The sequence below is a fragment of the Pseudoalteromonas denitrificans DSM 6059 genome, assembly GCF_900112265.1.
In the GTDB taxonomy this organism is placed as follows: Bacteria; Pseudomonadota; Gammaproteobacteria; order Enterobacterales; family Alteromonadaceae; genus Pseudoalteromonas; species Pseudoalteromonas denitrificans.
In genome coordinates, this window is the sequence record NZ_FOLO01000056.1 from 1 (window position 1) to 15,552 (window position 15,552).

Below are 15,552 nucleotides of genomic sequence, written 5' to 3' on the forward strand. Positions count from 1 at the left end.
TAGTTGTTTCTTTGATACCAACGATTTCTACTGAATCATTCACGTTGATGATACCAGCTTCAACACGACCTGTTACAACTGTACCACGGCCTTGGATTGAGAAAACATCTTCGATAGGCATGATGAAAGGCTTATCGATATCACGCTCTGGCTCTGGAATGTAAGAATCTAGTGCTTCTGCAAGCTCAACGATTTTATCTTCCCACTCTTTCTCGCCTTCAAGCGCTTTAAGAGCTGAACCTTGGATTAATGGTAAATCATCACCTGGGAAATCATATTCTGAAAGAAGTTCACGAACTTCCATTTCTACTAGCTCAAGAAGCTCTTCATCATCAACCATGTCACATTTGTTCATGAAAACGATGATGTAAGGAACGCCAACTTGACGAGAAAGAAGGATGTGCTCACGCGTTTGAGGCATAGGACCATCAGTCGCAGCAACTACTAAGATAGCACCATCCATTTGAGCAGCACCAGTGATCATGTTTTTAACATAATCGGCGTGACCAGGACAATCTACGTGTGCGTAGTGACGTGAAGGAGTATCGTATTCAACGTGAGAAGTTGAAATCGTGATACCACGCTCTCTTTCTTCTGGCGCATTATCGATTGCTGCGAAATCTTTAGCTTCACCACCGTATACTTTTGCAAGTACGTTTGTGATTGCTGCTGTTAGAGTTGTTTTACCGTGATCTACGTGGCCAATTGTACCAACGTTAACATGCGGTTTTACGCGTTCAAACTTTTCTTTTGCCATGACGGAACCTATCAGTATTATCGAAATGATTTATTAAAAACTTATTATAAACAAGCTTGATTAATTTTGAAATATAAAGACAAATTAAAGGAAGTTTTTTTGAGGTTTAGTGACTGGTGCTGATAGGCAGATTTGAACTGCCGACCTCACCCTTACCAAGGGTGCGCTCTACCAACTGAGCTATATCAGCAACACAAGAACTTGGAGCGGGCAGCGGGAATCGAACCCGCATCATCAGCTTGGAAGGCTGAGGTAATAGCCATTATACGATGCCCGCGATACAAACCTGTATGAGCGACCTAATAACCGTCGTGATATAAGTGGTGGAGGGAGGTGGATTCGAACCACCGAAGGCTGAGCCGTCAGATTTACAATCTGATCCCTTTGGCCACTCGGGAACCCCTCCACAAAACTGTTCATTAACTATCTTCTAGCCTAAAAGAAAGCAACACTTAAAGTGTTTTGAAATGGTGCCGACTAACCGAGTCGAACGGTTGACCTACTGATTACAAGTCAGTTGCTCTACCAGCTGAGCTAAGTCGGCACACTGTACTTTTTAGTTAAGCGATGTTCTGCTTGAGTACGGGGCAGGATTCTAGAGCAAGGTTTCAAATGATGCAACCATTAAATCAAAATAAATTAAGTTTTTTGATTGTTTGTAGAAAGTTTCATCAAAAATAAGCTTAAATTGAAGATTTCACTTCATTTTGATACCAAATAAGCAAACCTTTAAAGATTAAGTCATTACTATAAATAGCTTTGTGCTCTAACTGTGATTTAATTTCTTGCTGCAAAAATTCACCATAACCACCAGCAAAAACCAAAACAGGTTTACTTTTAACTAATGATAATGCGTATTGAATCGCGCCTATCGTCGCAACTAAACAACCATTTTTTAGTGCTGCAGGCGTATCTGTCGCAAGTTTAGTTTTAAAAAGGGTTGTTTCATCTACAAATACTTTTTCGGCTCTCGATGCCATAGTGTCTACCAATAAATCTAAGCCTGGCAAAATCCAACCACCTAAGTGTTGTTTTTTATGGTTCACAACATCTATTGTTGTTGCAGTGCCAGAATCGATAATAATGATATCTTGGTTTTTATACTTCAACTCGTTAGCACAAGCCAATACAACTAACCAACGGTCTATACCTAATGTTTGATAATTTTCGTAACCACATTCTACGCCTGCACAATTAGCTGTAACGCTCGCTTTAAAACAAGGAATATTTTTATTTTCAGCCAATGCTAATAAACGTACCAATTGTTCTGTTGTTGCAACATGAGAATAAATAACCTGATTAATATCTTGCCACTCTATTGAGTCGAAATTACAAATTTGAATACACTTTCCGTCAAACAAGGCTGTTTTTAAAGCTGTATTACCTACATCAACTAATAATATCATTTGCTTAAGTCGCTTTTCTTAAAGATATCTCACCACCAAAATAACTTTTTACTTCACCATCTTGCCTAATTTTGATACCACCTTGCGCATCTATGCCTTCACAAACGCCTTGCCAATTGCGCTTTCCTGTCGCCAATGTAACTAACTGATCTTGAAATGCATGTAATTGATTCCATTCTTTATGCATATTCAATAAACCTTCTGTTCTATATTCATCCAATCTAATTTCTAGGCAATGAGTCAATTGAGCAACTAATTTATTTTTATCAATGACACCATTATTTTGATTTAATAAAGAAAGGTCAGTCCAAGGTTGATCTATATGCTCACTATAACTTTCTGGCATCTTAATATTGAGCCCTATTCCTATCACTAACTTGCAAGGGCCTTGCGGTTGCCCATCTAGCTCAACCAATACACCCGCTAATTTTTTATCATTCACTAAGATGTCATTTGGCCATTTTAATTGCACCTTAATACCAAACAACTTTTCTAACGTATCATAAATAGCGATACCAACAACGATACTTAAACCCATTGCAGCTTGCAGCCCATCATCTAATAGCCAATAGTAGCTATAATATAAATTTGCACCAAAAGGGGATTGCCAAGTGCGACCTCTGCGCCCTCTACCCGCCGTTTGCATTTGAGCAACAATAACAGTCCCTGACTCTAAACTATCACCCTTTTGTATTCTCCTCATAAGTTCACTATTTGTAGAATCAATCACAGGATGAACTTCTAATTTAGTCTCACAATGAGTTAAGGATGAATAATAATTTAAAACCTTTTTGCTATTTAATAAATTTAGTTCATTACTCAAACGGTAGCCTTTTCCTGATACTTTAAAAATATCTAAGCCCATTTCTTGCAAAGATTGAATGTGTTTAGCTACTGCTGCACGACTAATTTCGAGTTCATCACCAAGCCATTGACCAGATATAAACTTACCTGTCGCTAATTGTGCTTGCTCTAAATAATTTAAGATTGCTAATTTATTGCCTTGAGGCGCTTTCATGTCATCAAACCTTGTCTTTATTTGATAAACTAATTTTACATTCACCATCAATATTTATAATGCGAACTTCATGCTCTAGCATAATCGAAAATTTTGTAAGAATAGTTTTCTGAATAGTTAATATCATTTTTGTAATATCTGCTCCAGAACTATCACCATGGTTTAGCAATACTAAAGCTTGTTTCGGGTTAACTTCTATTCCACCAATCTTAAAACCTTTTAAGTCAGCCTGATCTATTAACCAGCCTGCAGCCAGTTTGAATTCATCAATGCCATTAGGGTTTAAGCTTACTGGATAATGTGGCATCTCAGGATATTGTTCCAATAATACGTGCAATTGAGACTCACAAATAACCGGATTCTTAAAAAAACTTCCTGCATTGGGTATTTTTTTAGGGTCAGGTAATTTTTCCTCGCGAATGGCAACAACCTGATTAAAAATCTGTTTTGCATCCACTTTATTATTCCCAGTAAGTTGAACTTGCTTTAAAGGTCCATAACTTAAGGCTGGTTGCCATGATTTATTAAATTTAAAAGCGACTTCTGTAATGACAAATTTTTTATTTAAAGTGCCTTTAAAAATAGAGTCACGATATGAAAATAAGCATTGTGCATTCGTTAAAGTATCAAAACGCTTTTGCGTAATATCATAGCCTTTAACGTATTCAATAAATTGGTTAACTTCAACGCCATATGCACCAATATTTTGTACTGGAGCGGCCCCTACTGAACCGGGTATCAAAGCGAGGTTTTCTAATCCTAATATACCATCAGCTAATGTGGAACAAACTAATTGATGCCAGTTTTCACCTGCAGCAACTTTCAAGTATATAAATTCATCATCTTCTTTTTTTTCTATACCATTATTTTTCATAGAAATGACTAAACCAGAATAGTCATCTAAAAAAACAGTATTACTTCCCTCGCCTAAAATTATAAAAGGTAAATTAAAGTCAATTTTGGTCAATTGTTCAGCTTTAAATATTTCAATTATATTTTGTGCCATAACAGGCAAAGCAAAAGTATGGCGTGATTGAAGCGGCAGCAATGGAGAGTCTCTTTTTTATACCAATTATAATAACAATATCTTACCGTAAACTATAAAGCATGGTATATAAGAGAATAAGTACTCAGCAAAAACAATTTTCGTTCAAAGGACATACATGAAACTTAATACCATTGCCTCAGCTCTGGCTCTGACAACATCATTATCGATAAGCAGTTTTGCAATCGCAGGACAAGATCAACATAGTTACGCAAATTTAGAGCAAGTTGTAACAACACATATCCATTTAGATCTTGATATTAATTTTGATGAAAAATCATTAGAAGGTTTTGTTGAACATAGCCTAAGCTGGCAAGATAAAAAAAGTAAGCAAATAGTACTTGATACTAGAGATCTTGAAATAGATAAAATCATGTATAAAGCTCAAGATGGCTCTTGGCATAAAGCAAGTTATAAATTAGCTAAAAGAGATGATGTCAAAGGCTCTAAACTCACCATAAACTTAAAGCGCCAAGCAGATAAAATAAGAGTTTATTACAATAGCTTACCTATCGCTTCAGGCCTGCAATGGTTAACACCTGAACAAACAGCCAGTAAAACACAACCTTTCATGTATAGCCAATCTCAAGCAATACATGCTCGTAGCTGGATCCCAATTCAAGATACACCCGCAATGCGAGTAACTTATTCTGCTCGCATTCAAACACCTGAAGATATTCGTGCTGTTATGAGTGCCGATAACTCAGATGTGAAAATTAAAGATGGTGACTATCGTTTTAATATGCCGCAAGCTATCTCTCCTTATTTAATCGCTATTGGTGCAGGTAATTTAGAATATAAAGAAATGTCTCATCAAACAGCTATTTATGCTGAACCCACTATTTTAGATGCTTCTATTGCTGAGTTCAGTGATACGCAGGCCATGATAGATAAAACAAATCTGATGTATGGCGAATACGCTTGGGGCCGTTACGATTTATTAATGTTACCTCCTAGCTTTCCATTTGGCGGCATGGAAAACCCTCGTCTGTCTTTCATCACACCAACAGTTGTTGCTGGTGATAAAAGCTTAGTTTCACTCATCGCCCATGAACTCGCTCACTCTTGGTCTGGTAATTTAGTGACAAATGCTACTTGGGAAGATCTATGGCTAAATGAAGGTTTCACTTCTTATGTTGAAAACCGCATCATGGAAGAGGTTTTTGGTAAAGACCGCGCCATCATGGAGCAATCTCTTGAAGTTGCACGTTTAAAAGAGCAACTTAAAACAATTGATGCCCCAGATACTATTTTAAACTTAAAGTTAAATGGTCGTGATCCAGATGATGCTTTCAGTAGTGTTCCTTACATCAAAGGCCAGCTATTTTTACTTTATTTAGAACAAAAATTTGGCCGTGACAAATTTGATGTTTTTGTAAAAGAGTATTTTGACAGTTACGCATTTAAATCGCTTAATACTGCTGAATTTGTGAAATATTTAAATGATAATTTAATTAGTAAATACCCAGGCATTGTTTCAGCAGAAAAAGTAAATGAATGGATTTATAAAACGGGTTTACCTGCCGATGCACCAAATCCAACTTCTGATGTATTTAAAGTGGTAGATAGCAATTTACAAGCTTGGCTAAAAGGCGCTACAAACCTTAATTCATTAGGTACAGATAAATGGACTGTTCATGAATGGCTGCATTTCATTAATAATTTACCTCGTGATATTGCAATTGATAAAATGAAACAACTTGATTCAGCATTCAAATTAACACAAACCACTAATGCTGAAATTGCCTTTGCTTGGTTTATGTTAGCAGTTGGAAATGGATATCAAGAAATTTATCCTGCTTTAGACAAGCACCTAACAGGCATAGGGCGTCGAAAACTCATAGTGCCACTATATAAAACACTTGTTAAGCATGATAAAAAAGAATGGGCTAATAAAGTATATTTAAATGCGCGCCCAGGTTATCACCCACTAGCACAAGGTACTATAGATACATTATTTAAATAGCGCTTCAGTTAACACTAAAAGCCTTTAATCTCAGAGCGAGATCTCTTGTATATATCATGCAAGCTTCTCGCTCTCGTTTTGCACAATATCTAAGTATTAAAACCCATTAATTAAAATTAGCACTCATAAAAATCAATACACTAATAGCGATAAAAACCACCCAAGAAAAGTGTTTACCTTTAGTAAAGTAAGCTGCAAAAATGCCACTTAAAAACATTACAGAACTGACAGTGAATAAAAATAGATTTGAGTGCAACTTTTAAAAAGCAAGAAGAACAGCTAAACCTATCCAAGCAAAGCTTGTTATATGCCAAGCAAAACGCAATGTGCCTTTGGTAAAAAAATCACTGCCAGCAAGGTGTGGTAAGTTATCTCGACGAAATAAGCGAATTAATATATACCTTTCACCCAAATAAGAATGAACAAGAGCCATTATAAACAATAAAATAGCTGCAATAACTAACATCAACTCCTCCGGTTTTAATTAATGGTTTTATAATGAAAGAACTGAGATATTTGTTTTTCCATCTATCATCAGCCACTTTATTAAAATAGACTCTACTATGCACGATATACAGCACAACTAAAACAACCAGGCCTCGCATTATGTATATGAATATAAGCGACATCTTCATTCATAAACTGTTCAGTGATAGCAAGTGAAACTTCATTACCTTGAACAACTTCTGCGCCTATCATCATATGGTCAACATTATATGCCCTTAAAGATAATAATCGATTAAGCAATACGCTTGGAATTTCATTTACATTTAATTGCGCTGTTATTGCCTTTTCTCTTATAAAAATAGGACCTGATGCTTTGTAAGGTGAGCTCACATCATGATGACAAAACGACAATGCAAGTACTCTTTCTCCTATTTTGGCATCTATAAGTGATACGCGACATGGGTACCCAGAGTCACCTTCTACATTAATCCATTTTGCATCATGTGCTAAATTTTGAGATAGCTGTTCACTAAATTTACTACTTGGAATTGCTTTGATTATAAATTTAATGGTCATTTTGATACCTATTTACTAAAAACATTAAGTATAAATATTTCAAAAACGATCACTGGCCATTTTCGGAAATGACATTTTTTATTTTATAAAAATAAAAAAGGCTACTTTATTTAGTAACCTTTAATATAAGTTATTTTAAACTCTAGATATTATGATTGTTTATCGAGTAAATTTTTCTTATACAATCTACGAGACCATAAATATGTATAAAACCAACCAACAGGAAAAATAAATAAATTAAGTGTTATCGCTATAAAACCAATTATCATTAAATTATCAGCGCCAGCTTTTTTAGCAGATCTTAAAGTTAATAACGTATTTATAATCGCGAAACAAATTATAAACTGTCCAGCAAAAGTTGCATTAACACTCATATAACCCCCAAAATTAACACCAAATAAAACAAAGACTTACAATTGACGATACAATAACTTTATACATCTATCTTATTCCATGAAATTACAGAAAAGTCAAAGGCCACCATGTATCCAAAACAAGCCGGTGAACTGTACCCAAAATGAAGATGCAAGTAAACTATATAATTAGAGTATTTAAACTAATTATCACGATTTTAATCAAAAACTGAGTTTTTATATCTTAAAACACTGGCGTAAAAGACTGTGATTCAGAAATAGAGTAAAGGGTATTTTCAAAATTAAGAGCTAAATTATCAAACATAAAATTGCCCATGCTAATACGTTTAATATTTAATTTTTCAAGTGTTTTAAAGTCAGGTAAATCAGGCATGCACATGACATTAATGGGTAATGATGTACTTTCAACTACAGTACTAATATCACTTTCTTTTGTGATACAAGGTACAAAAATACCATCTATACCAGTAGACGCATAAAGTTTAATACGCGCTAAAGTATCAGCCAAAGCATTGTCTTTACCTAATAAAAACGTATCTGTTCTGACATTGATAAAAACATTAACCTTCTCTTTATTTAATATTTGTTTTATTTCAGATAGTTTTTTTGCAAATTCATCCGCATTTTGTAATGTTCTTTCATTTATACAAAGGCTGTCTTCAATATTAATACCCACAACACCCAGTTCAACTAATTCCTTTATATGAGATGCCACTTCTATTGGATCCCGACTAAAACCCGCCTCAATATCCACTGTTAATGGCAATGTTGTAACCGCTAAAATGCGCTTTACAATAAAAACTAACTCTCCAAAACTCATTTGTTCGCCATCTTCATAACCTAGCATACTTGCAATTGCCGCACTTGAAGTACCAATCACTTTGAAATTAAGTTTTTGAGCTACTTTAGCGCTTGCAGCATCCCATACATTACAAATTAATAAAGGGGCTTCTTGCTGATGTAAATTTTTAAAGTTCATATTATTCTCTTAGTTGTAATCATTTTGTTGTCGCTATTTTGCGCTGAACTTAAAAACAAAACCAACGATACAAATTAAACTACATTATAAGTACAACTTATAATGCTATGTATATTCAGGTTATAATTAAAATGAAAAAATAACGCGTTATAGGATTCTCTGTGGACAAAAGATTAAGACATTTAAATAATTTACGTAGCTTTGAAAGTGCAGCACGACATCAAAGTTATAGTAAAGCCGCAACTGAATTATGTTTATCTCAATCAGCAGTAAGTCAGCAAATGCGCCAGTTAGAAATATCTCTGGATACAAAGCTATTTATTCGAAAAAACCGAGCGATGGCATTAACACAAAGTGGTATTAAGTTATTGCATGCAACCCAACATGCATTTGATCTCTTGCTAAATAGCTTTAATGACATTCAATGTGAGGATATCGAAGGTGACTTAACAATTACTTCTACTCCCTCTTTTTCATCTTTATGGCTAATGCCCAAGCTGCATCAATTTTCTATAAAACATCCACAAATTAAAATACGCATCGCTTCCTCAAACCATTTTGAAGATCTAAAACAAAGCCATATAGACCTTGCCATTCGCTTTGGCACTCACAGAGTTGAAAACGAAACCAGTGATGATTTAACGTGTGAATACTTTGGTGAAGATAATGTATATCCTGTTTGCTCAACTCAACTGGCACAAGAAATTGACTTTGATGCCCCTCAAGACATTTTAAAAAGTTGGCTAATCAATTTAGAAAATGCGGGCGCTTATAATTGGGAAGCATGGTTTAAACATGCCAACATTAAGAACCATCAATCACATACACAATGGACCGAAGTTAATAGCACTGATATCGCTTTAAGTGCCGTACTAAGTGGCCATGGTTTTGCTTTAGCAGCAGAGTCTTTATTTTCACAATTCCTCAATGCTGGCACATTAGCCATTCCAATTAAAATAAAACACCCATTAACCGTAAAACGTTACCTGGTTTTTGATCCTAACTCTGCAAAAAAAGCACGATTAAATATTTTTATGTCTTGGCTAAAAGAAGAAATGAACAAATAATTCTTAACCATGATTAAGTAGCGCTGAAACTGATGTTGCGCTACTTATGCCCACAGCCTATTAAAATACGGATTTCAGAATTTAAGGAGTGATCAGATCAAGGCATCACTTATAATCAATGGTTATTCCCTTAGCCAAAGAGATAACACTGAGCTGTTTTTTCCTCACATTACCAAAGAGCAAGCTAAATCTAACTCAGATTTAGCTTACTAAAACCGCACAATGAAACGGTTGGCATTAATTACTGAAGTATCCAGCGAGCAATATGACTTATTGTTCTGCTGAGTAAACCCATTTCTTCAACGATTAATCCGTTCAAATTGATTATTTCTGACTCATTTTGTTTTTGAAGTTGTAAATTTAATTCGCTTAAATCTTTTGGCATTAAAACCAAAGAGGCTTCATCAGGCTGATAAGTAGAACCTATCGGGTAATATTCACCCGCTTTACTTGTCATTTCAATATGAGCTCCCAATATAGCACTTACGCCATTCTCCTCAATAAAAGAAGCCAAACGTTTGATACTCTTTTTATAATTATCCCAATCTTTCACATATACATAACCTGGATAAAAAGTATCGCCCGTCAGCAGCCACTGTGTTTGAGAATCATAAATAGAAATAGCTTCTTCCTGATGTCCGGGTGAATAAATAGCGGTTATCTTCCGCCCGCCTAAATCAATTTCAACTTGCTCTTGATTACTAAAAGAGAAAAACGCTTCTATACCAGCGCTATTTGGCTCAATGACAACAACATTTGGCTTATCTTTAAATTGTAAATCACCAGCATAATGGTCACCATGGCTGTGCGAATGAATAACCAGTAGTTCCCTTTCATCAATTTCACCTTCAATTGACTGATCTAAGATAAGGTTTTGAACAGTGTCATACAAAGGGAAATCTACAGCGCTTTCTGTAGCACCCGTATCTAATATAAGAATTTTATCACTACCAAATAAAACATATATAAAAGGGGCTTCATAATTAGTGCATTTATTTTGGCGAAGTACATAACTTGATTTATCGTATTGAAAAATCTCAATACTTGGGTCTGTATTTAACTTACAATCAGGTGAACCATGGGCCCATTTTTTTTGTTGTAATGACAATATTTTCTGTTTTGTACTTTCATTAAAACTATCTTTAGCCTCAACAGTATTTCCCCAACACCCAAAGATTAAAATAAGAGATAATGTCGTGCGTACTATGTTATTCATTAAACTTCCTTAGAAATCATAAAACTTATCAAAACATCTTAAAGGAAGTTTCATGCCAAAAAAATTAATCTTTATTTTTCAATAAACTAAATGAGTTAATTTAATAAACCCGCTTTCTTTTGTTCGGTTTTAGGTGATATATGTTCGAAAATATCAATACTTTTAAAAGGAAGAAACCTCTGAGGAGTGAGGAAAATATTAACTTTATTAAATTTAAAGGTTTCACTTAAATGAGAATATGGCGTTAAATTATATTATTGTGAAATAGGTCAATCCTTTATTATTCTTTTTTTACTTGCAGCTCCCCATAAGTCAACATTAATAGAGAGTATTCCAGAGTTTTTTATGTAAACTCTATTACTCCAGCCATAACAAATATATTCACTGACACATGCGGATATTCTAACGGCGTTATACCCTATGATTTCTTTAGAAAAATCAAAAACTCCTAAGTTCACCTTGAGGTTTTCCGCCTTGAGCCATTGAAACTCGTTCAATTTGCAATCTTCAGTGCATGCTAGCCAAAAAACCTTATAATAAGTTGCATTTTTTACACTACTCCAATTTAATACTTTATCCACTACAGATAATTTTGGTATTAATATATCTCTATCGGGGGAATCTGAAAGTTCAACTGTATTGACTAAGCTTGAAATCACTTCTCCTCCAGGGCCAATACAAGTGACCTTATGTTTAAAATTTTCGACCTCAGTCCTTATTGGTGTGATATGTTTAAATGTATCACTATTAAGTTCATGATTCGTTTCGCTACCTGTATAGATACCTTTGCTATTCCAATTATCACGTGAGGATTCACCATAACAATAGTTGGCATTTTCCCAACTTAAATTAAATATTTGCCTTTGACCTAAGTATCCGGGTGAATAACTATGTTCTGTGATTTTTGGCATACTGGCATTGATTAAAGCAGATTCACGGTAGTACGGCGCCTCTTTTGTACTTGCAGTACAATCTTTATCAATGCATGCCCTGACTCTCACCTTGTAACCTATTTCACTGCTTGATATTTTTTGCTCAGTAATTTTCAAATTTGGGCCACTATAAAGCTTTTCCCAAGCAGTTGAGCCTTGTTCTTGATAACTAAGTTGGTACGCATTAGCTTCGAATACTTTTGGCCAGTTAACGCTTAAATTACCGTTATTTAACTGAGCAATCACAGTAATAGGAGCTGGTAAATTTTTAGCGTATTTCACCTCATTTTTCAGTGTTGAAATTACCTCTCCACCAGGACCGATACAGGTCACCTTGTGTTCAAAACTTTCGACCTCAGTCCTTATTGGTGTGATATGTTTAAATGTATCACTATTAAGTTCATGATTCGTTTCGCTACCTGTATAGATACCTTTGCTACTCCAATTATCACGTGAGGATTCACCATAACAATAGTTGGCATTTTCCCAACTAAGACTAAACAACTGCTCTTTACCAACATAACCCGTTGAATAACTATGTTCTGTGATTCTTGGCATGCTGGCATTGATTAAAACAGATTCACGATAATTTGGGGCAATTGTTTTTTCACTGCAATTATCTGTAATGCATGCCCGCACCTTTACCCTGTACCCCTTTTCACTACTAGCTAATTGCTTGTTAGAAATGCTATTAAGTACACCAACATAAACCTTTTCCCAGCTCAGTGTACCTTCCTCTCTATAATAAACCTGATACCCTTTGGCTTGCTTAACTTCAGGCCATTGAGCTATTAATATTCCACCTTTTAATTCAGCATTGACTGACACAGGCGCGGATATATTGACAGTTTTATACTTCTTAATAGAACTAACTTGGCCACCAGGGCCTATACAAGTAACGTTATGGTTAAGATCAGTTGCAATCTCAGGGTTTTGAAATGTAATTGATTTTTGATCTGTTGTTATGTCGCCTTCATATATAACAATTTTATCTGTTCCCCCAGAATGACCGGCGTAGCACTCATGTGCATTTTGCCAGGCAAGGGTTAATGTTTGAAATCCGCCAGCAATACCAATTAAGGGTGATATAACATGGTTAGTAATTTTTGGCATATTGGCAGTAATTTTACGAGATAATCCATAGTTATATCCCGTATCAGGCACAACATACTCACAAGAGAGTACAGCACAGGCACGTACCCTTAAATATAAACCAGCAGAGTACTCTCCAAAGTAAAAATCACTCAACCACGTCTTATCTCCACGATACACTTCAGACCAACTGTTTTGATCACCATTACGAGCTTCCAGTATGTATCTTGGTGCACCAGCAACAGGTGTCCAACCTATATTACTTCGGCCATTAACTAAACTTTCTGGAAATTCAGTGAATTCAGGCGCCTTCATATTAGCTTGTCCATCCTTAACAGTTAAGTTAATAGGATCAGATAGCTTTGAGCAGAGCTTATTTTCTACCCCGGTACAGGTCTTTATTTGATAACTATACACACCCGGTGTGTCAGCAAGCTTTATTTTTTTACTATAACTAATCACACTACTTTGATGAGCGACATTATTGAGATAACTAGTTTTTGTATCCGGTTCTGTTTGAAAAACTTCAAAAACGGTATTTGGTTCATAATAACCTGATGAAAGCCAACTGAGTGTAGCCCAAGCTCCCCCATACATTTGCGTGGGCGTTAAATTAATATTTGTAACCATATTTGGTTTTTTAGGCACAACAGTAAATCGGAATAATACGGTATCACTACACCGCCCCTCCAAATTACAAGCGCTTAATTCTACTTGATGTGTACCAAGTATTAGATCTGCACTAAAACTATAAGCATATTGGTCTTGTTCTACTTTATATGCAGTTTCGAGGTTGCTCAGTTGGCCATTCGGCTGGGTATGCTGAATAGAAAACCAGCCCTGATTTTGCATGTCAGAGGGAGATTGCCAAGTTAGAACATTATTTTCTACCGACTGTTCCACCTCACTCATTTTCAGAGTTGCAGTACTGATAGGTTCGGGGGAAAAACTATTAATAACAGGTTCTAATGTCGCAGCTAAGATGAATAATTGATTACCATAATTACGCTCACCAACGCTATGCTCTCCTACAGGTCTAAATGTGATATCAATATCTTGTTTAAACCTCACTTCAATTTTAAAGTTGGTACTGCCACTTACTTTAGTGGCAGTAACTTGAGTTGACTCTCCATCTATAGATACAGTAAAACTTGGAAGAGATGGCATATTCGGACTCATTATTTTGAGATAAAAAGTAGCCAGCTGGGTTTCACCACCACTTGACAATGAGCTAGAAATATAACTTTTATCTGAGTAATAAATAAATTTATAACCCGAGTCTATGTAGTTGCCCCGATCTTCAATACGATAAAACCCACTCCATACATCATTTTTTCTTGGTGTAGAGTTATTGAAATATACATTCTTTATTGCACCCGAAGAAAACTGAGAGTTACCGCTTTTTAAATTTCTAAAGGTTAGATACTCTTTACCTGATAATTCATAAGGCCGTGGTTGGATTATTTCTTCTGCTGTAATAGTGTATGGACTATCAAAGTCCGTTACTCTTATCTTTACATTAACTATATTGCTATCATTAACCCCGTCATTAACTTTAACGGGTACAATTAAGCTGCCAATAAAATCTGCATCCGGAATAATAATATTATTATTTAAGCTATAATTAGCGCCAGATAAAATAATTAAACTATGTTGATTATCATCATCATTAATAACAAAATCGTTTAAGGTTAATTTTTTAACATCATTTACGTTCATTTCCAATTGATTTTTAAACGATAGCATGGGTTTAACATTATTTTCTGCAGATTCAGGTTTCGGAATTATCATACTAAATTCACCAGCACTTACAGTAATCCATTCATTGGGAGCTTCAAGTACTTCCAACTTAATCACCTCAAGCAAAACAGTAACTGTATTACTATCATCCTTACCATCATTCACTTTTACCGGAATATTTAAAGTGCCAATGAATCCAGGGCTAGGTATCACGCTATTATTATCCAAGCTATAATTAGTGCCTTGCATAACAATCAAGTCATGCTGATCATCATCATCATCTGTAATAATGAAATCGGAAAGAACTAGGCTTTTAACATTATTCGAAACTATTTGATAACTTTTATTTGATGCTAAGATAGGTTTACTATTTTTACTATTTTTACTTAAAATTCTATTTATTAATTCAGAAGTTATACTCGCTCCATTAGCATTGGTACAGGTAATGATTTGCTGCATGATATAAGCGCTTTCTCTCACAGGAGTTGTATGAACAAATAAATTACTGCCATCGGCCTGTTTAGTTGATAACTCTGTATAAGTAAATTGCCCTTCTTTACCATCATCATATATATAATATTCTTTACATTCGGTCGCATTCTGCCAATGCAAAGTAAATGTTTGCACCTCTCCGGTATGACCCTTATTAAGCTCGCCAGATTGAGATCGAAACTCATGAGTTAAAATTACCGGATTTACAGCTGGGGTTATTGCTGGACTCTGGACTATCATACTAAACTCACCGGCACTCACAGTGATCCATTTAGAGTCTGCCTGACAAATATTTGATATAAAAAACAAACAAAAAACAAAAATTAAACGGGGTATTTTCATAATAAATTGAGTCAATTAATGAACTATTTCAAGATTGGGTAAAATGTTAAACGCTTACAAATAAATGCTTAATCAAACTTTACAAAATCACTAAAGTAAATTA

At 35.1% G+C, this 15,552-nt stretch carries 12 protein-coding genes and 4 tRNA genes; 2 read left to right on the forward strand and 14 right to left on the reverse strand.

Going from position 1 to position 15,552, the window contains the following annotated elements; genetic code table 11:
• The 8 genes from BM088_RS22095 to murB all read right to left on the reverse strand — a co-directional run.
• A partial coding sequence (locus BM088_RS22095; RefSeq protein WP_143085118.1) for an elongation factor Tu occupies positions 1-757 on the reverse strand: 757 nt, incomplete at its 3' end.
• A 114-nt stretch (positions 758-871) separates the two neighbouring features.
• Positions 872-947: transfer RNA gene (locus BM088_RS22100), tRNA-Thr, on the reverse strand.
• Positions 948-959: 12 nt separating this feature from the next.
• Positions 960-1,034, reverse strand: a tRNA-Gly gene (locus tag BM088_RS22105).
• A gap of 44 nt (positions 1,035-1,078) precedes the next feature.
• Positions 1,079-1,163 (reverse strand) — tRNA-Tyr (locus BM088_RS22110).
• 62 nt (positions 1,164-1,225) lie between these two features.
• Positions 1,226-1,301, reverse strand: a tRNA-Thr gene (locus BM088_RS22115).
• A gap of 139 nt (positions 1,302-1,440) precedes the next feature.
• Complete coding sequence (locus BM088_RS22120) at positions 1,441-2,163, reverse strand: type III pantothenate kinase (protein ID WP_091989966.1); 723 nt, start codon at positions 2,161-2,163, stop codon at positions 1,441-1,443.
• 4 nt (positions 2,164-2,167) lie between these two features.
• Positions 2,168-3,181, reverse strand: a complete 1,014-nt coding sequence (gene birA, locus BM088_RS22125; protein WP_091989969.1) for a bifunctional biotin--[acetyl-CoA-carboxylase] ligase/biotin operon repressor BirA — start codon at positions 3,179-3,181, stop codon at positions 2,168-2,170.
• A gap of 4 nt (positions 3,182-3,185) precedes the next feature.
• Positions 3,186-4,229, reverse strand: coding sequence for a UDP-N-acetylmuramate dehydrogenase (gene murB / locus BM088_RS22130; RefSeq protein ID WP_091989971.1), 1,044 nt, complete (start codon positions 4,227-4,229; stop codon positions 3,186-3,188).
• Positions 4,230-4,344: 115 nt separating this feature from the next.
• On the opposite strand from murB, the gene BM088_RS22135 reads away from it, so the two are divergent.
• Positions 4,345-6,192: a M1 family metallopeptidase gene (locus tag BM088_RS22135; protein WP_091989974.1), complete on the forward strand. Its 1,848-nt coding sequence runs from the start codon at positions 4,345-4,347 to the stop codon at positions 6,190-6,192.
• Positions 6,193-6,451: 259 nt separating this feature from the next.
• Here BM088_RS22135 and BM088_RS28025 read toward each other — a convergent pair whose 3' ends face one another.
• The 4 genes from BM088_RS28025 to BM088_RS22155 form a co-directional block, all read right to left on the reverse strand.
• A complete protein-coding gene (locus BM088_RS28025; protein WP_342742247.1) occupies positions 6,452-6,658 on the reverse strand; it encodes a hypothetical protein in 207 nt (68 codons plus the stop codon).
• 95 nt (positions 6,659-6,753) lie between these two features.
• Positions 6,754-7,215, reverse strand: coding sequence for a DUF1203 domain-containing protein (locus BM088_RS22145; protein WP_091989976.1), 462 nt, complete (start codon positions 7,213-7,215; stop codon positions 6,754-6,756).
• A gap of 149 nt (positions 7,216-7,364) precedes the next feature.
• The gene (locus BM088_RS22150) at positions 7,365-7,589 is read right to left on the reverse strand and encodes a hypothetical protein (protein WP_091989979.1); all 225 of its coding nucleotides are present in this window, start codon (positions 7,587-7,589) and stop codon (positions 7,365-7,367) included.
• A gap of 223 nt (positions 7,590-7,812) precedes the next feature.
• On the reverse strand, positions 7,813-8,568 hold the full coding sequence (locus BM088_RS22155) for an isocitrate lyase/PEP mutase family protein (protein ID WP_091989982.1): 756 nt from the start codon (positions 8,566-8,568) through the stop codon (positions 7,813-7,815).
• A 161-nt stretch (positions 8,569-8,729) separates the two neighbouring features.
• Here BM088_RS22155 and BM088_RS22160 point away from each other — a divergent pair, with 161 nt between their 5' ends.
• Positions 8,730-9,635, forward strand: a complete 906-nt coding sequence (locus tag BM088_RS22160; protein WP_091989985.1) for a LysR substrate-binding domain-containing protein — start codon at positions 8,730-8,732, stop codon at positions 9,633-9,635.
• Between the two features lie 241 nt (positions 9,636-9,876).
• On the opposite strand, the gene BM088_RS22165 is transcribed toward BM088_RS22160, so the two are convergent.
• Positions 9,877-10,851: an MBL fold metallo-hydrolase gene (locus BM088_RS22165; RefSeq protein WP_091989988.1), complete on the reverse strand. Its 975-nt coding sequence runs from the start codon at positions 10,849-10,851 to the stop codon at positions 9,877-9,879.
• Positions 10,852-11,120: 269 nt separating this feature from the next.
• The gene (locus tag BM088_RS22170; protein WP_091989991.1) at positions 11,121-15,449 is read right to left on the reverse strand and encodes a hypothetical protein; all 4,329 of its coding nucleotides are present in this window, start codon (positions 15,447-15,449) and stop codon (positions 11,121-11,123) included.
• Positions 15,450-15,552 lie beyond the last annotated feature (103 nt).